Below are 15660 nucleotides of genomic sequence, written 5' to 3'. Positions count from 1 at the left end.
CGCGGTGCCCGGAACGCAGGTAGCAGTCCGCCACGACCGTGATCAGCGCGGACTCGGCCCGCTTGCGGCGCTCGAGCAGCCACTCGGGGAAGTAGCTGCCCAAGCGCAGCTTCGGGACGGCGACATCAACGGTGCCGACCCGCGTATCCAGGGGCCGGTGGCGGTAGCCATTGCGGTGGTTGGTGCGCTGCTCCGAGCGGGCGTTCCACTCGGCGCCGCAGACGGCATCGGCGTCCGCGGACAGCAGGGCGTTGATCATGGTCTGCTGCAGCTCACGCATCAGATCTGGAGACGCCTCTGTGAGGGCTTGGCCAAGCAGGCCTGCCGGGTCGACAATATGGGGTGCGGTCATCGTGATGACTCCTCGAGGATTCTTTGGAAGGTTGACTCGATGGATCACACGGTGGCCGCTCTACATCCGTCAACGACACGGATGTCGGAGACGATCTCGGCCACCGAGTTACACCACTCTAACCCCGCTGATTCACGGGCCGGTGTGACTGCTGCTGTCGGGTGACGGCGGGCTTGTTTTCGCGTGTGGGCGTGCGTGTGTGCCGGCTGGCGCTGCCGGTGGGCGGGTCTCCGGGTGGTGATGTCGTGGGCGGGCAGGTGAGGTCAGGCGGGTTTTGGGATCGCGGCGATCGTGTTGAACACTGCGACGATGGCGGTGGCCCACGGCCATGTTTCGGGAATCTTCACGCGCCGCCGCCGGCCACTACGGACCAGTCGGGCTGCCACGTGAAGGAAGCGGTAGCGCAGCGCTTTGGGCTCGCACAAGGCCAGAACTGCGGCGTCGCCGGTGCAGGCCAGCATCCGAGTCCACGCCACCAGATCTGCGGCGATCATCACCGCCACCAGCCAAGCCTGGTTGAGAGCGAACTCCCGCGAGGGAAGCCTGCCCAGGCCGGTGTCTTTGGCGTGGCGGATGCGGTCCTCGACCCGGGCGTGAGCCCGATGCCTGGCTTCAAGAAACTGCAGCTGGCCGGTGGCGGTGTTGGTGACAAAAGCCTGGTAGCGCCATCCATCGATCTCCTCGAACATCGACAACTGGGCGCCGGGGTGGGGCCGCTCGCGGCGTACGATCACCCGCATCCCGTCTGGCCACTTTGCGAGCATCCCGGGAGCGAGGAACCCGGTCAGCTCCGCGATGTCGGCCCCGTCGCGGATGTCCCCGTTGGGGTTGAGCGCTGGTCCCCACGCGGCTTCGGGGCAGGTCGCGATGGCCCGGCGAATCGGGGCAGTGATAGCGAAGCCGACCGAGTACTCCACCTGTCGACCACGAACGCGGTTCTGCTCGGTGATCCACTCCAGCAAGTCGTGGGAGGCGCCGGCACCGTCGGAGCGGATCAGCAGATCACGCCGATGACTGGCGGGGATCTGCGCGATGGCCTGGCCCAGGACGTCGATGTGGTCGGCAGCGGTGTTCGACCCGGCGTTGCCCGGGCGCAAGCTCGCGGCGAGAAACTCTTCTGTGTTGTCGCACCACACGCCGATCGGGTGGTACCCGAACGTGCGCTTATATGTCGGAGTTGCATGTTCCTTCTCGCTGTGGGTGACCACGATGGTGGCATCCACATCGAGCACGACCGTCGATCCCAGATCCCGCCCCGCACACGCCGATGCGGGTACTCCGCCGGGCAGTTGGGACCACACGTGCCGCCGCGTGCGGGCACGCGCGACCTGGATCTTCTTGCGCTTGCCGGCAGTGACCTCATCGAGTGTGCGCCACACCGTCGGCGCCGAGGCGACCGGGCCCAGGGCCCCGGATTGGTGGCGCAGGACGCCGATGTCGGAGATGGACTCGCCGCCATCGGCGAGCATCACCGCGGTGTCGATCAGCACACGGCCGCGGTCGTGGATCGGGATGAATTGTCGGCGAGCCATGGCCCCTGACAGCTCGGCGGTCAGACCGACCTGATCAGCCAGAAGTCGAGGCACGATGGCCCCGGCGTGGGCGATCACCCCGACACCATCAGCAGTAACGGACAGACCGGCCGACCACGAAGTACGCTTCACCTACCGAGTGCTTTCTGCTGGAGAACATGGAACCTTAGACAAGTCCCAGTTTCCCCTGCTCAGGAAGCACTTCGGTCTATTTTCGCCCAGCGATCCGCAGATCCCCATGAAACACCCAGGCTAATGCTTCTTTGTTTCGCGTAGATGACATTCGTGGATTCCGAATTGCCGGGGGCACTTTTGTTTACACCCGCTAACCGATCTACTAATTGGCCCTTGGTCGGTTTACCGCGACTAACCCGCTCGGAGCGACTGCCCATCAGGGGAGTTTTCGCCTGTCCCACGTGCGATTTTCACCGCATCGCCAAAGATGCGGTTATCCTCATGTATATCGGATGTGATCCAAACAACAACGGCGGTGGAGATCCCCCGCGCCGTTTCACGGTCGCTGAGCACCCCTCGCGCCGAGAACGATCGCTCGGGGACCCAAGGGACGCATCCGCTCATCGAACATAGGCGAATAGGAGTGTCGTAATGTCGGATTCTTCGACCACGAACGAGAAGTACGCGCCGAGCGCGGAGTTTGCCGCCCAGGCGAATGCCACGGCCGACCTGTATACCGAGGCCGATGCCGATCGCCTCGCGTTCTGGGATAAGCAGGCGCGTCGCCTCACGTGGGACCAGGAATGGTCCGAGGTTCTCGACTGGTCGCAGGCGCCCGTGTCCAAGTGGTTCGTCGGCGGAAAGCTCAACGTCGCGGCCAACTGCCTCGATCGCCATGTCGACGAAGGGAACGGCGATCGTGTCGCCGTCCATTGGATCGGCGAGCCGAAGTCCGATGCCCGAGATATCACCTACTCCGAGTTGCTCGCGGACGTCTCGCGCGCGGCGAACTACCTTTCCTCGCTCGGCCTCGTCGCAGGCGACCGCGTTGCCATCTACATGCCGATGATTCCCGAGGCATATATCGCGATGCTTGCCTGCGCGCGCCTCGGACTGACCCATTCGGTGGTGTTCGCCGGCTTCTCCTCCGCAGCGCTGCGTTCCCGAGTGGACGACGCGGAAGCCAAGGTCGTCATCACCTCCGACGGGCAGTTCCGCCGCGGTAAGCCCGCGCCGCTCAAGGCCGCCGTCGACGAAGCACTCGGTAGCGACCTGCCGAACGTCGACGGCCCCGCCGCCTCGGTGCACAAGGTCCTCGTCGTCCGCCGCACGGGCATCGACGTCGACTGGGACGCCGAGCGAGACGTGTGGTGGGACGAGGTCGTTCCCGAGCAGCCAGACACCCACACCCCGGAGTCCTTCGACGCGGAGCACCCGCTGTTCCTGCTCTACACCTCGGGCACGACGGGCAAGCCCAAGGGCATCGTCCACTCCTCCGGCGGCTACCTGGTTCAGGCCTCGTACACGCACTACAACGTCTTCGACCTCAAGCCCGAATCCGACGTGTACTGGTGCACCGCCGATATCGGCTGGGTCACCGGACATACCTACGGCGTATACGGTCCGCTGTCCAACGGGTCGACATGCGTGGTCTACGAGGGCACGCCGAACAGCCCCGACGAGCACCGCCATTTCGAGATCATCGAAGACAAGAAGGTCTCGATCTATTACTCCGCGCCGACGTTGGTTCGCACGTTCATGAAGTGGGGCCACGAGATCCCGGCGGCGCACGACCTGTCGTCGATCCGCGTGCTCGGCTCGGTCGGCGAACCGATCAATCCCGAGGCATGGCGCTGGTACCGCGACAACATCGGCGGCGGCAAAGCGCCCATCGTCGACACCTGGTGGCAGACCGAGACCGGCGCGATCATGGTGTCGCCGCTGCCGGGTGTCACCGAGACCAAGCCGGGTTCGGCGATGCGGCCGCTGCCGGGTATCTCCATGGACGTCGTCGACAACGACGGCGAGACCGTCGCCTCCGAGGAGCAGGGACTGCTCGTCGGGACCGAGCCGTGGCCGGCGATGCTGCGCGGCATCTGGGGCGATATGGACCGCTACCGCGACACATACTGGTCGCATTTTGCCGAGCAGGGCTACTACTTCGCCGGTGACGGCGCCAAGTGGGACTCCGACGGCGCGTTGTGGGTTCTCGGGCGCGTCGACGACGTGATGAACATTTCCGGACACCGCATCTCGACCTCCGAGGTCGAGTCGGCGCTCGTCGGTCACGAAGCGGTCGCCGAAGCCGCCGTTGTCGGAGCCTCCGACGAACAGACCGGCCAGGCGATCGTCGCGTATGTGATCTTGCGTGAGCACCACATCGGTTCCGGCGACGAACTCGTCGACGCCCTCAAGGCCGCCGTGAGCAAGGAGATCTCGCCGATCGCCAAGCCCCGCGACATCACCGTCGTTCCCGAACTTCCCAAGACCCGCTCGGGCAAGATCATGCGCCGCCTGCTGCGGGACCTCGCCGAGGGCCGCGAAGTCGGGGACACCTCCACATTGTCCGACCCGTCGATCATGGAGGCCTTGCAGAAGAAGTAACTCCGCCGTCATTGGCCCTGTTGTTGTTTTTCCCAGGGCGGGCGGACACATTTCCGCATCGAATGTGGACTCGGGCGGCCCGGACTTTGCACCCACTACTGCCAATCGTGGCAGGATTGGGGACAATGGTCGCGGGGCCGCCCGGTTATCATTTCGACAGTGGGCCGCGAAGATCGACGGACCGGCCATGAGCGGACGAGCACATATGGCGAGCCGGCGGACGGACGCCGACGACATCAAGAACCCTAAGGAGAAGCCGTGAGCAACGAGCACGACAACGTGAAGAACCCTGAGGGCTCGATACCGCTGCGCGACGCCGATTCACTCAAGCGAGGGGACGCCAGCATCGGCGACCTCGTGAAGAATGCGACGACGCAGGTATCCACGCTCGTCCGCTCGGAGATCGAGCTTGCCAAGACCGAGGTCACCGACCAGGTGAAGAAGGCCGGCATCGGCGGCGGCATGTTCGCCGCGGCGGCGCTGTTCCTGCTGCTCTCGCTCCCGCCGCTCACCTTCATGTTCGCGCACCTGATCTCGATGTGGATGGGCACGAAGACGTGGACCTGGTTCGGCTTCCTCATCATCTTCCTCGTGCTGCTCCTGCTCGCGGTGATCTGCGCGCTCATCGGCCTGGCGAAGGTGAAGAAGATCCGCAAGCCGCAGCGCACGATCGACTCCGTGTCCGATCTCAAGCTCGCCGTGCCGCAGAAGAACGCCAAGACGCAAGCGGTGCAGCCCCGCCATTAGGCGCCCGCCTTTCGCCCGCGTGAGGAGCCAGTCGACATCGCAGCGTTGACCCGCAAGAACGCACCACCGCCCCCAGACCCGGCGGTGGTGCGTTTTTCTGGACCCTGGACCCACCGTGATGTCTCCGCCAACGGCACACGGCTCCACATCGCCGAGATGCTCCCGGCCGGCGGCACGGCGTTTGCAGCGCGGCCGCCTCTCGCTCTGCTCGTTCACGGATTCGGCGGGATCTGGTGGACGATGCGCGGATTGCTTGAACCACTTGCCGCCGCCGGCTATCACGCCGTGGCCCTCGACCTGCGCGGGCACGGCGATTCGGACAAGCCGCCGCGCGGCTACGATGCCTGGACGCTCGCCGCGGACGTGACGAACCTGATCCGCGCGCTAGGGCACACCGAGGCCGTGCTCGTCGGCCACGGTGAGGGCGGGTATCTCGGGTGGACGGCGGCCTACCGGCGCCCGCGCGCGGTGCGTGCGCTCGTCGCCGTGTCGTCCCCGCATCCGCTCGCCATGCGTTCGCAATGCCTGCGCAGCCGAGCCCAACGCGCGGCGGTGCTCCCCGACCTCACCTTCGATCAGATCCCCCGCGCCGCCGAACGCCGGCTCCTCGCCGACAACGCGGCATATATCGAGAACGTGACCCGCTCCCACGGCGGCTATGCGTGGACCGGCAGCGAGGATTTTGCCGAAACCGCGCGCGTGCTGCGGGTGGCGATGCAGATCCCCAAGGTCGCGCACCTGACACTGGAGTCGCGGCGCTGGATGTTTCGCAGCCAGTTCCGCCCGGACGGGCGCGACTACCGGCGCAGCGTCGGAGGTCAGCTCGAGCACCAGGTGCTGTCGATCGGCGGAGAGCAGGACACGTTCGTTCTCCCCGGGACGATCGCGCGCTCGAAGAAATTCGCGCCCGCGACGAGGCAGGTGATGCTGCCCGGCGTCGGCCACTACGCGCCGATGGAGGACCCCGCGGGGCTCGCGCGGCAGATCATCGAGTTCGCCGCGGACCTACCGCAGTAGCCGGATACCGGCTGCCCGGCTCGTTGCGCTCGGTGCGAGCCGCCGCTACGCGGAGCCGACGCAGCGCTGGGTCTCCACGGGCTCGGTCTGCCCTTCCGCCGCTTCCACTGTCGGCATGACCTGGTCGAGGGTGAGCGCGTAGCCCGTTTCGGTCGCGTCGAGCGCGGCGCCGAAGATGATGCCGATAACCGTTCCATCCGGGGCGATGAGCGGCCCGCCGGAATTGCCCTCCTGCACGTCCGCGCGCAGCGTGTACACGTCGCGCTCAACCTGAGCGTCGCGGTAGATATTCGGCCCGCGCAGTGTGACTTCCTCGCGCACCCGCGCCGCACCCGCGTGGTATGGGCCGTTGCCCGGGTATCCGAGGACGATCGCGTCGTCGCCGGACTGCACGTCGCGTTCCGTGCCGAGCGCCATCGGCGGGGCGGTGAGGCCGGGGACGTCGAGCACCGCGATGTCGACGTCCGGGTTGTAGGCCACCACGTTCGCGTCGATCGCGACGTCCTCGGACACCTCGACCCGGACGGTGTCGGTGCCCGCGACGACGTGGGCGTTGGTGATGACCCGGTTCGGGGCGTAGACCACGCCCGAGCCCTCGAGAGCGCGGCGGCATTGCTCGGCGCGGCCCATGATCTTCACCACCGACGGAGTCACCGACTGCACAATGGGGTTGTTCTGCAGCTCCGGGTCCGCCGGCGGCACCTCGCGCAGCGGCATCTCCGAGAACGGTCCGAGAATGCCCGGGAATCCGGTGTCGACAAGCACCTCGGCGAACGTGCTCGGGATCGAGCGCAGCTGGTTCGGCGCGAGGCGGTCCATCTCCGACAACACCGTCGAACCGCGGATCGCCTGCGCGGCCGCGGTGTCCTCGCGCGCCGACACCGGGATCGCGACGAGCCACGCGACGAGCAAGATCGCCGCCGCCTGGAGCACCGCGCCGATGAGCGAGTCGACGCCGCGGGCGACGGTCGAGCCGCTGATCGTGCTCCGCAGCGCCCTGCCGATCGTCTGACCTGCGACCTGCCCGATGATGACCATCAGGGCGACGATGCCCAGACCTGCGAAGAGCCTCGCGACGGGGCTGTCGAAGTTCTCGACGACGTGGGGTGCGACGAGCAGACCCGAGGTGGCGCCGACCGCGACACCGAACAGCGCGAACGCGGCGGACAGCGCGCCGCTGAGCCACCCGGCGAACGCCGCCAGCACGGCGAGCAACACCAGGGCTATGTCGAGCCACGTCGAACCAGTCAGGACGCGCCCTCCTCGTCTGTTCCGCCGCCGTGCGGCGCCTCGTCGTCCCGCCCGGGGACTCGACCTTCTGGCCGTTCAACGCCCGGGCGCTGTCCTTCCGTTCCCAGCCTGCGGAAATCGGCGTCTGGATCGGGATCATCCGACCGGAGGCCGGACGCATTGCGCAGTTCCTCCAGCACCTCGCGGCGCGGCCACGAGTTCTGCTCCCCGTTCGCCGAAGCGGACAAGGTCTCCTCGAGATCCCGGATATCGTCGGCATCCCAGTCGAGGTCCCACCCGGCCAATTTCGTGGCCGCGGCGAGCACTCCGGCGGTGAAACCCCACAACACCAGGTCTCCGATGTTAAATGCTGGACCCTGCCAACCGGCGGATTGGCGCACCGTAAAGCGATGTGCGGGGTCGAGGAGGTCTCCGAGTGGGGGTGTGAGCACGCGTGCGGTCTCCGCCTCATCGGCAGCGTGCACCCGGCCGGGCTCGCGCCAGTAGGCCAAGACCGGGAACACCGAGTAGTTCGACACGGGAATGTACAACGATCCGGTGACGGCGAGGATGTCGACCGAATCCGGGTCGAGTCCGGTTTCCTCCTGCGCCTCGCGCAGCGCCGTGTCCGGGATTTTCTCGTCGACCGACTCGCTGCCGCCTCCGGGGAACGAGACCTGCCCTGCGTGGCTGCCGAGAGTCGCCGCGCGATGCGTGAGCAGGACCCGCGCATCCGCAGGCGGCCTGGGCCCCGGCGCATCCGGGTCGCCGGAAAACACCACGAGCACCGCAGACGTGCGATGCGGCCGCCCACTGGGGTGCGGCTCGCCGCCGTCATCCTCCGGCGGTCTGCGCTCGGGCAAGATCTTGGTGACGCCGCCGGAACGCGCGGCCTCGACGAGCGGGGCCAGCCACTGCGGGTAATCGTCGGCGAAAGGGTAACCGGACAGGTCGAAGTAATCCTCCGGAGGGAAGTAGCCCGCTGCCACTAGGACACCTCCTGGCCGAGATAGGTGTCGACCGCGTCGACCACATCTTCCGGGCCGCGCATGACCTGCGGGAGCACTTTCGCCACGGTGCCGTCGGCCGAGACGAGGATAGTGACCGGCAGCACCGGCGGGGCGCCGGCCGCCTCGGCGATCTCGCCGCCCGAGTCGACGAGCGAGGGCAGCTCGGTGACCCCGAGCTCGCGCAGCATATTCAGGCCCTTCGACTCGTCCGGGTCGGCGTGGACGAGCACGATCTGCGCGGAGTCGCCGAGCTCGGCCTGCGCGTCACGTAGCGCGGGGAGCTCGCGGCGGCATGGCTCGCACCAGTATGCCCACAGGTTGATCAGCGTCGGCTTGCCCGCGGCGATCTCGGCGAACGTCGTCTCCTCGCCGTCGGCCATGCACACGAGGGAGACCTCGCCCAGCGGCCCCGCGGCTGCCGCCTCTGCGTCCTCGCCCGACGCCTGTCCCTTCGGGCAACCGAGGAGCCCGACCTCCGAGCGCAGCGCGGCGTCCGCCGGCCGATAAGGACCGGGGGTGACCCCGCCCGACGCGCCAGGCGCGGAAGGTCCGGCGTCATTGGCGGGTGGGTCTTGTTCCGAGGAGCCGAGGGTGCTCCACAGCGCCACGACGAGCGCGGCGACGACGATGACGGCGACGACGGACCAGCGGGCGGACGAGCTCATCGAATGTCTCCCCCGGCCGCGTCGGCCTCAGCTGCGTCCGCTTCAAGCGGCGCGCCGTCCGCGTCGAGCCCGGCGAGGGCGAGAAGGTGCTCGCGGCTGTCGCCGGACACCAACTTCGCCGCGGCGACCGGGTCCATCGACCCCGCCTCTCCCGCGGACGGGCACTGCCGCGCGAGGAAGCACGCCCCGCACGCGGGCTTGCGTGAATGGCACACGCGACGGCCGAACCAGATGATCCGGTGGCTGGTGTCGGTCCACGTCTTGCGCGGCAGCAGCTCGGCGACGGCGTGCTCGATCTTCACCGGATCTGTCTCCTCGGTCCAACCCCAGCGGCGGGTGAGCCGTTGAAAATGGGTGTCGACGGTGAGCCCGGGGGTGTCGAAAGCGTTGCCGAGCACCACGTTCGCGGTCTTGCGGCCGAAGCCGGGGAGCGAGATGAGGTCCTTCATCCGCCGCGGCACCTCGCCGTCGAATCTCTCGACAAGCGCCGCGCCGAGGCCTTGGATACTGCGCGCCTTGTTGCGGTAGAACCCGGTCGAATGGATGAGCTGCTCGAGTTCCTCGGGGTCTGCCCCCGCGTAGTCGGCGGCTGTGCGGTAGCGCGCGAACAGCGCCGGGGTCACCATGTTGACCCGCGCATCGGTGCACTGAGCCGACAGAATCGTCGCGACCGACAGTTCCAGGGGGTTGGTGAAATCGAGCTCGCACCACACCTCGGGAAACGCCTCACCGAGTTCGCGTGCCATTCGGCGCGCGCGCCGCGTGAGCCCCAGGGAGGTTTCCGTGCCGCGCATGGCGGCGGTCGGTCGCCGCCGAGCGGGGGCAGAAGGGCCAGCAGACATGCCCTCGATTCTACTGTGGCGGCCCCGCGAATCCCCCACCGCCGCCGGGTCGCACGGGCTGACAACCCGCCCATGACGGCGGAGGAGTTTGGCCCTTTACGGCGCCGACGGGTTAACTTGTGTCCTATGAACGCTGTCTTCGTTGTCCTCGCGCCCTTGGCGATCGCCATCTTTGCGCTTGTGATGGAGCGCTTCGAAGCAAAGGTCGTGGGCACCACCGGGGAGACCGCAACTCCGGTCGCCGAGGCGTCCTCGACCCCGCCCGCCGCGGAAAAGTCCACCGAAGAGGACTGACGGCGGCCGCCGCGAGGCGCTCGCCGAGCCCTCGCAAGGGCGTGGCTAACAGAAATCGTTACTAGCCAGAGGCCTTTTTCAACTTTCGTAGAATTGGCCCGATAGGTCGCCAACGCACCTCGATGCACGATACAGTGGTGCCTGCCACATTCGCCCCAGCCACCACGACGGGTCGAGTGTGCTGCTGTTCTGCGTAGAAGGTGCCAAAGCGCCGCTGCGTGAGCGGCGTACCCCGCGGAAAGAGACCGCGCGGGTTCCCCATACGAAAGAAGGCAATCTCCGTGGATGACGCACTGAGCAGAGCCGGCATTTTCCAGGGCGTCGACCCTGCCGCCGTCAAAGCGCTGCGCGATGACTTGTCTCCGGCGGAGTTCTCGCGGGGCGAAACCATCATCCGCGAGGGCGAGCCGGGCGAGACGCTCTACATCATCATCGATGGCAAAGTGAAGCTCTCGCGCAAGTCCCCCGACGGCCGCGAGAATCTCCTGTCGGTCCTCGGCCCGTCGGATATGTTCGGCGAGCTGTCCATCTTCGACCCGGGCCCACGCACATCCTCCGCGATTTGCGTGACGGACGTGAAGGTCGAATCGATGAACCGCACGGCTCTTCGTCGCTGGATCTCCGAGCGTCCCGAGATCGCCGATCAGCTGCTGCGCGTGCTCGCCCGTCGTCTCCGCCGCACGAATAACAACCTCGCCGACCTCATCTTCACGGACGTTCCCGGCCGCGTCGCCAAGGCGCTGCTGCAGCTCGCGCAGCGTTTCGGCCAGAAGGAAGGCACCGCGATCCGGGTCACCCACGACCTGACGCAGGAAGAAATCGCACAGCTCGTCGGCGCCTCCCGCGAGACGGTCAACAAGGCGCTCGCCGAGTTCGCCCACCGCGGCTGGCTGCGCCTCGAGGGCAAGTCGGTGATCATCTCCGATCCCGAGCGCCTCGCCCGCCGCGCCCGCTAGACGCTGCGCCCACGGGCGCCTTCGAACTACCCGCGTTCTGCGATGTAATCCATCGCGACGCGGGTACTTTGTTCTGCGGCCGCGAGTAGCACCTGGTCGGTGACCTCGGTATAGATGTCGCGGGTGATCTCCGCCGCGCCCGCATCGGCACCGAGCCGCGCGATCGCATCGCGCACCTGCTCGAGCCGGGAATTTCGGTGGGCCTCGAGAGCAGCCGCCGCGGCGGAAACGTCCGCCACGTCGGGTCCGTGGCCCGGAACCCCGGGGCGGCCTGCGAAACGCTGCAACTCGCGCAGCGAATCGAGATACTCCGGAAGCGAACCGTCGGTGGAGTCGAGGACCGTCGAATCGCGGCCGAGAATAGTATCGCCGAGGACGACGCAGTCGGTCTCGCCGCCGGCGAGCGCGACGTCGAGGGATATCGAGTCGGCGGTGTGGCCGGGCGTCGCGACGACGCCGATCTGCAGGCCGGCCACCTCGACGTCCTCGCCGTCGACCAGCGGCTCGGCGCTCCGGCAGTGCTCGGAACGCAGGGCGCGCACGGGCGCGCCGGTAAGCCGGACGAATTCGTCGATCCCGTCGGTGTGGTCGCCGTGCCGGTGGGTGATGAGCACGAGCGCGACCTCCCCCGCCGCCTCGGCGAGCGCCTTCGCGTGGCCGGCGTCCTCCGGCCCCGGGTCTACGACCACGGACTGCGCGGCGCCGGGCGCGCGGAGGACCACGGAGTTCGTACCCTCCATCGTCATCGGCGACGGGTTGTCGCAGAGCACGACGGAGGCGACGCGGGAACCGGCGACGGCGCGAAGCGCCTCGTAGGCGGGGAATTCGCCGGCGGGCATCGTTATCCCTCGACCTCGACGATCAGCTCCACCTCGACAGGCGCGGCGAGCGGCAGCTCGGACACGCCGACGGCGGAGCGGGCGTGCACCCCGGCGTCGCCGAAGATCTCGGCGAGCACATCGGAGGCACCGTTGATGACGACGGGCTGGGAGTGAAACCCCGGGGCGGAGGCGACGAACCCGACGAGCTTGACGACGCGCACGACGGCGTCGATCCCGACGAGATCATCGACCGCGGCGAGAGCGTTCAGCGCACACTGGCGGGCCATTCCCGCCGCCTCGTCGACGCCGAGATCCCCGCCGACCTTGCCGGTTCCCAGCAGCTCGCCGTCACGAAGCGGGAGTTGTCCCGAGGTGTACACGTACGCCCCGGAGCGCACCGCCGGGGCGTAGCTACCCACCGGCGCAGCCACGCCGGGCAGTTCGATCTCGAGGGACTCGAGCTTGCGGGTCCAATAGCCTTCGCTCATTCTTCTCGCCTCTATCGCGGTGTCTGTCTGTGGTACGCGGCGGCTCTAGGCCTTGACTCGCTTCATGTACGCGACGTGCTGCTCGCCCGTCGGCCCGGGCAGGACCGTGACGAGTTCCCAGCCGTCCTCGCCCCACTGGTCGAGGATCTGCTTCGTCGCGTGGGTGAGAAGCGGAACGGTCGAATACTCGAACTGGACGGGGCTCTGTGGTGTAGTCATGGCCCCACTCTATAAGAACTGACACTTTCCCCAACCCCGTCCGCGAGTCTCGCCGGGCACACGAGTCGGGTGGCGAAAAACACGTCCCAGCGCACGAGGCAAATTCCCGCATTCCAGTACCTCCGCGGTGCGGCCGGTTAGGCTGAAAACCATGTCCCACGATGCCGCCTCGGCGCCGACCCTCGCCGACGACCTGCGTGGGCGGTTCTCGGCCGCCTCCGCCTCCGCGCAGATCCATTTCGTCTCCGGGAAGGGCGGGACGGGGAAGACGACAGTCGCCGCCGCGCTTGCCCTTTCGCTGGCAAGCGAGGGCAACCGTGTGCTGCTCGTCGAGGTCGAGGAGCGCCAGGGAATCGCCCGCCTCTTCGACCGCAGCCCCCTGCCGTACAAGGAGGTCCACCTGGCCTCCCCGGAGGGCGGCGGCGAGGTCCACGCGCTCGCCATCCAGACCGAGGCGGCAATGCTCGAATACATGGCCATGTTCTACCGGCTCGGCACCCTCGGCAAGGCGATGCGCGCGACGGGCGCCATCGAGTTCGCGACGTCGATCGCGCCGGGCATCAAGGACGTGATCCTCACCGGGAAGATCAAGGAAACCGCGACGCGCGACGAGGCGAAGGGCGAGGACACCTACGATGCGATCGTCGTCGATTCGCCGCCGACCGGCCGCATCCACCGCTTCCTCGATGTCACGGTCGCGATGGCCGGCCTCGCCCGCGGCGGGCCGATCCACGCGCAGGCGAACGAGGTCGCGCGGCTGCTCCATTCGCGCCGCACGGTGGTGCACCTGGTCACACTTCTCGAATCCCTACCCGTGCAGGAGACGCTCGACGCGATCGCCGATATCGAGTCGGTCGGGATTCCCGTCGGCCACGTCATCGTCAACCGCGCGAATCCGAAGTTCGTCGAGCCGGAAGACCTGCCGCGCTTCGCCGCCGACGGCCCGGATCCGCGCCAGCTCGCAGACGGCCTCTCCTCCGCGGGCATCGTCTCGGCGACATCGGCGGAGTATTCGGAAGACGAACGCGCACTCGTCGAGGGGCTCATCGTCGAGTCGATGGAGCACGCCCGCGTCGCACAGGGGCAGATCGCCGCGGCCGAGACCCTTGCGTCGTCCGGCGCGAGAACGCTGGTCCTCCCCCATCTCACCGGCGGCATCGATACGTCCTCTCTGTTCGATCTCGCGGCGGCGCTCACCGAGCAGGGCGTCACCCGCCGCAGAAAAGGAGCCGGAAAATGACACGGCTGGATACCGAACGGCTCCTCTCCACTCGCGCGACGAGGGTCATCGTGTGCACCGGCGCCGGCGGCGTGGGCAAGACGACCACCTCGGCGGCGCTCGCGGTTCGCGCGGCGGAAATGGGACGCCAGGTCGTCGTCCTCACCATCGACCCGGCGCGCCGCCTCGCCCAGGCACTCGGCATCGAGGGCCTCACGAACACCCCGCAGGAGGTGGACCTATCCGCGCATGACGGCGGAGATGCCGATCCGCAGGACGATTCCGGCGCGCCCGAGCCCGGTGGACGATTGTTCGCAATGATGCTGGATATGAAGGGCACCTTCGACGAGCTCGTCGCGCAGAATTCGACGCCCGAGCGGGCCGAGCGGATCATGGCGAACCCGTTTTACAAGACGCTCGTCGAGTCTTTCGCCGGCACCCAGGAATACATGGCGATGGAGAAGCTCGGGCAGCTGCTCGAGGATTCCTCGTGGGACCTGGTGGTCGTCGATACCCCGCCGTCACGCAATGCCCTCGATTTTCTCGATGCGCCGGCCCGCCTGGCAGGGTTCATGGATTCGCGGTTGATGCGGATGCTCGCCACGCCGGGCCGCGGTTTCGGCCGCCTCGCCTCCGGCGCGATGAGCGCCGCACTCAAGGGGATCTCGCGGATCGTCGGTTCGGCGATGCTCTCGGATGCGAGCGAGTTCGTCCAGGCGCTCGATTCGACGTTCGGTGGCTTCGCCACGCGCGCCGCGCGCACACAGGCGGTGCTCCGCCGGCGCGGCACCGAGTTCGTCGTCGTCGCGAGCGCCGAGGCGCCGGCGCTGCGCGAGGCCGGTTTCTTCGTCGACCGGCTCACCGCGGAGGGCATGCCGCTGTCCGGCGTGGTCATCAATCGCACCCACCCACGCCTCGTGGATCTCGGCCCCGACGAGTCCACCGCCGGCGCGCGCCGTATCGCGAAGGACTACCCGGAGGCCGCGGCGGCGCTCGACATCCACACCGAGCGCGCACTCACCGCCCGCGAGGAGGTGCGCCTGATCAGCGGCTTCACCAAGCAACGCCCCTCGGTGCCGGTGGTCGGGGTCCCTTCGCTACCGTTCGAGGTCTCCAGCCTCACGGCGCTACGCGCCCTCGGCAGCCAGCTCGTCGGCAGGGAATAGGTACCCGGCGGACACGAAAAAGCCCGGCCCGCATCGCCAAAGTCGACGTTGTCGGTGCCGGGCATAATGTCGCCGGGCCGTGGCCCGGATGCGGGTCGCTTGTCAGTTCACCGCGCGAGCTTGGGTACGGGCAGCGGCGCGATCGAGCTGTTCGGAGTAGAAGTCCGCCCAGGAGGTGACGTCCGGGTACTGCTTGAGCAGCGCGCGGCGCTGACGTTCGGTCATCCCGCCCCAGACGCCGAACTCGACGCGGTTGTCGAGCGCGTCGGCGCGGCACTGGAGGAGGACGGGGCAGTGGCGGCAGATCGCGGCCGCCTGTCGCTGGGCTGCACCCTTGACGAAGAGTTCGTCCGGGTCGATATCACGGCACCTGGCCTGGGAGACCCACTGCTGGCGTGCTTCGCCGACGATGGATTCGGCTCCCGCCAACTGTGATCCCCTCCCCTGCAGCGGCTCGTGGGTCTGGATTTCCGACGAGCCTTCGGCTCCGCCGCTCGAGGAGGACTTCACAGGTGCCGTCATATTGTTGCCCCTAACATCGTC

16 protein-coding genes and 1 pseudogene are annotated in these 15660 nt (G+C 67.8%); 7 read left to right on the top strand and 10 right to left on the bottom strand.

Going from position 1 to position 15660, the window contains the following annotated elements; genetic code table 11:
• Positions 1-16: 16 nt before the first annotated feature.
• Positions 17-352, bottom strand: a pseudogene (locus BJL86_RS02640) (transposase); the annotation flags it as partial.
• A gap of 263 nt (positions 353-615) precedes the next feature.
• The gene (locus tag BJL86_RS02635; protein ID WP_067476669.1) at positions 616-2016 is read right to left on the bottom strand and encodes an IS1380 family transposase; all 1401 of its coding nucleotides are present in this window, start codon (positions 2014-2016) and stop codon (positions 616-618) included.
• 474 nt (positions 2017-2490) lie between these two features.
• Between BJL86_RS02635 and acs the strand changes: the two genes are divergently transcribed.
• From acs to BJL86_RS02620, 3 genes are all read left to right on the top strand, one after another.
• Positions 2491-4443 (top strand): acetate--CoA ligase, encoded by a 1953-nt coding sequence (gene acs / locus BJL86_RS02630; protein ID WP_067477813.1) that lies wholly within the window; start codon positions 2491-2493, stop codon positions 4441-4443.
• Between the two features lie 258 nt (positions 4444-4701).
• On the top strand, positions 4702-5190 hold the full coding sequence (locus BJL86_RS02625; protein WP_067477815.1) for a phage holin family protein: 489 nt from the start codon (positions 4702-4704) through the stop codon (positions 5188-5190).
• A gap of 87 nt (positions 5191-5277) precedes the next feature.
• Positions 5278-6207 (top strand): alpha/beta fold hydrolase, encoded by a 930-nt coding sequence (locus tag BJL86_RS02620; RefSeq protein ID WP_231887298.1) that lies wholly within the window; start codon positions 5278-5280, stop codon positions 6205-6207.
• A gap of 45 nt (positions 6208-6252) precedes the next feature.
• On the opposite strand, the gene BJL86_RS02615 is transcribed toward BJL86_RS02620, so the two are convergent.
• From BJL86_RS02615 to nth, 4 genes are read right to left on the bottom strand one after another with little or no spacing between them, the layout of a single operon-like run.
• Entirely contained in the window at positions 6253-7458 is a 1206-nt protein-coding gene (locus BJL86_RS02615) for a MarP family serine protease (protein ID WP_067477821.1), read from the bottom strand.
• Positions 7455-8426, bottom strand: a complete 972-nt coding sequence (locus tag BJL86_RS02610; RefSeq protein WP_067477824.1) for an NUDIX hydrolase — start codon at positions 8424-8426, stop codon at positions 7455-7457. The genes BJL86_RS02615 and BJL86_RS02610 overlap by 4 nt, the downstream gene beginning before the upstream one ends.
• Positions 8426-9112: a TlpA family protein disulfide reductase gene (locus BJL86_RS02605; protein WP_067477827.1), complete on the bottom strand. Its 687-nt coding sequence runs from the start codon at positions 9110-9112 to the stop codon at positions 8426-8428. Before BJL86_RS02605 ends, BJL86_RS02610 begins: the two co-directional genes overlap by 1 nt.
• The gene (nth, locus tag BJL86_RS02600) at positions 9109-9954 is read right to left on the bottom strand and encodes an endonuclease III (protein ID WP_082908706.1); all 846 of its coding nucleotides are present in this window, start codon (positions 9952-9954) and stop codon (positions 9109-9111) included. The genes BJL86_RS02605 and nth overlap by 4 nt, the downstream gene beginning before the upstream one ends.
• A gap of 126 nt (positions 9955-10080) precedes the next feature.
• Here nth and BJL86_RS16985 point away from each other — a divergent pair, with 126 nt between their 5' ends.
• Both BJL86_RS16985 and BJL86_RS02595 read left to right on the top strand, forming a co-directional pair.
• Positions 10081-10248 (top strand): hypothetical protein, encoded by a 168-nt coding sequence (locus BJL86_RS16985; protein ID WP_156515444.1) that lies wholly within the window; start codon positions 10081-10083, stop codon positions 10246-10248.
• Positions 10249-10529: 281 nt separating this feature from the next.
• Positions 10530-11204 carry a Crp/Fnr family transcriptional regulator gene (locus BJL86_RS02595; protein WP_067477830.1) on the top strand — a complete coding sequence of 225 codons (675 nt, stop codon included), beginning with the start codon at positions 10530-10532 and terminating at the stop codon, positions 11202-11204.
• A 26-nt stretch (positions 11205-11230) separates the two neighbouring features.
• On the opposite strand, the gene BJL86_RS02590 is transcribed toward BJL86_RS02595, so the two are convergent.
• From BJL86_RS02590 to BJL86_RS16980, 3 genes are read right to left on the bottom strand one after another with little or no spacing between them, the layout of a single operon-like run.
• Positions 11231-12043, bottom strand: coding sequence for an MBL fold metallo-hydrolase (locus tag BJL86_RS02590; protein WP_067477833.1), 813 nt, complete (start codon positions 12041-12043; stop codon positions 11231-11233).
• 2 nt (positions 12044-12045) lie between these two features.
• The gene (locus tag BJL86_RS02585) at positions 12046-12513 is read right to left on the bottom strand and encodes a RidA family protein (protein WP_067477836.1); all 468 of its coding nucleotides are present in this window, start codon (positions 12511-12513) and stop codon (positions 12046-12048) included.
• Between the two features lie 45 nt (positions 12514-12558).
• Positions 12559-12732: a DUF4177 domain-containing protein gene (locus BJL86_RS16980; protein WP_075844794.1), complete on the bottom strand. Its 174-nt coding sequence runs from the start codon at positions 12730-12732 to the stop codon at positions 12559-12561.
• 151 nt (positions 12733-12883) lie between these two features.
• On the opposite strand from BJL86_RS16980, the gene bagA reads away from it, so the two are divergent.
• Both bagA and BJL86_RS02570 read left to right on the top strand, forming a co-directional pair.
• Positions 12884-13972: an ATPase BagA gene (bagA, locus tag BJL86_RS02575; protein WP_082908707.1), complete on the top strand. Its 1089-nt coding sequence runs from the start codon at positions 12884-12886 to the stop codon at positions 13970-13972.
• Entirely contained in the window at positions 13969-15117 is a 1149-nt protein-coding gene (locus tag BJL86_RS02570; RefSeq protein WP_067477839.1) for an ArsA family ATPase, read from the top strand. Before bagA ends, BJL86_RS02570 begins: the two co-directional genes overlap by 4 nt.
• A 102-nt stretch (positions 15118-15219) precedes the next feature.
• Here the strand turns inward: BJL86_RS02570 and BJL86_RS02565 are convergent, their stop codons facing one another.
• Positions 15220-15639 (bottom strand): WhiB family transcriptional regulator, encoded by a 420-nt coding sequence (locus BJL86_RS02565; RefSeq protein WP_082908708.1) that lies wholly within the window; start codon positions 15637-15639, stop codon positions 15220-15222.
• Positions 15640-15660 lie beyond the last annotated feature (21 nt).

The sequence above is a fragment of the Dietzia timorensis genome (genome assembly GCF_001659785.1).
Classification (GTDB): Bacteria; Actinomycetota; Actinomycetes; order Mycobacteriales; family Mycobacteriaceae; genus Dietzia; species Dietzia timorensis.
This window is presented reverse-complemented; position numbering and strand designations above follow the sequence as displayed.

Excerpts from the sequence above, each read along its gene's own strand:
- acs (WP_067477813.1), top strand. The coding sequence starts at position 2,491 with ATGTCGGATTCTTCGACCACGAACGAGAAGTACGCGCCGAGCGCGGAG.
- BJL86_RS02605 (WP_067477827.1), bottom strand. The coding sequence starts at position 9,112 with ATGAGCTCGTCCGCCCGCTGGTCCGTCGTCGCCGTCATCGTCGTCGCC.
- nth (WP_082908706.1), bottom strand. The coding sequence starts at position 9,954 with ATGTCTGCTGGCCCTTCTGCCCCCGCTCGGCGGCGACCGACCGCCGCC.
- BJL86_RS16985 (WP_156515444.1), top strand. The coding sequence starts at position 10,081 with ATGAACGCTGTCTTCGTTGTCCTCGCGCCCTTGGCGATCGCCATCTTT.
- BJL86_RS02590 (WP_067477833.1), bottom strand. The coding sequence starts at position 12,043 with ATGCCCGCCGGCGAATTCCCCGCCTACGAGGCGCTTCGCGCCGTCGCC.
- BJL86_RS02585 (WP_067477836.1), bottom strand. The coding sequence starts at position 12,513 with ATGAGCGAAGGCTATTGGACCCGCAAGCTCGAGTCCCTCGAGATCGAA.
- BJL86_RS16980 (WP_075844794.1), bottom strand. The coding sequence starts at position 12,732 with ATGACTACACCACAGAGCCCCGTCCAGTTCGAGTATTCGACCGTTCCG.
- bagA (WP_082908707.1), top strand. The coding sequence starts at position 12,884 with ATGTCCCACGATGCCGCCTCGGCGCCGACCCTCGCCGACGACCTGCGT.
- BJL86_RS02570 (WP_067477839.1), top strand. The coding sequence starts at position 13,969 with ATGACACGGCTGGATACCGAACGGCTCCTCTCCACTCGCGCGACGAGG.
- BJL86_RS02565 (WP_082908708.1), bottom strand. The coding sequence starts at position 15,639 with ATGACGGCACCTGTGAAGTCCTCCTCGAGCGGCGGAGCCGAAGGCTCG.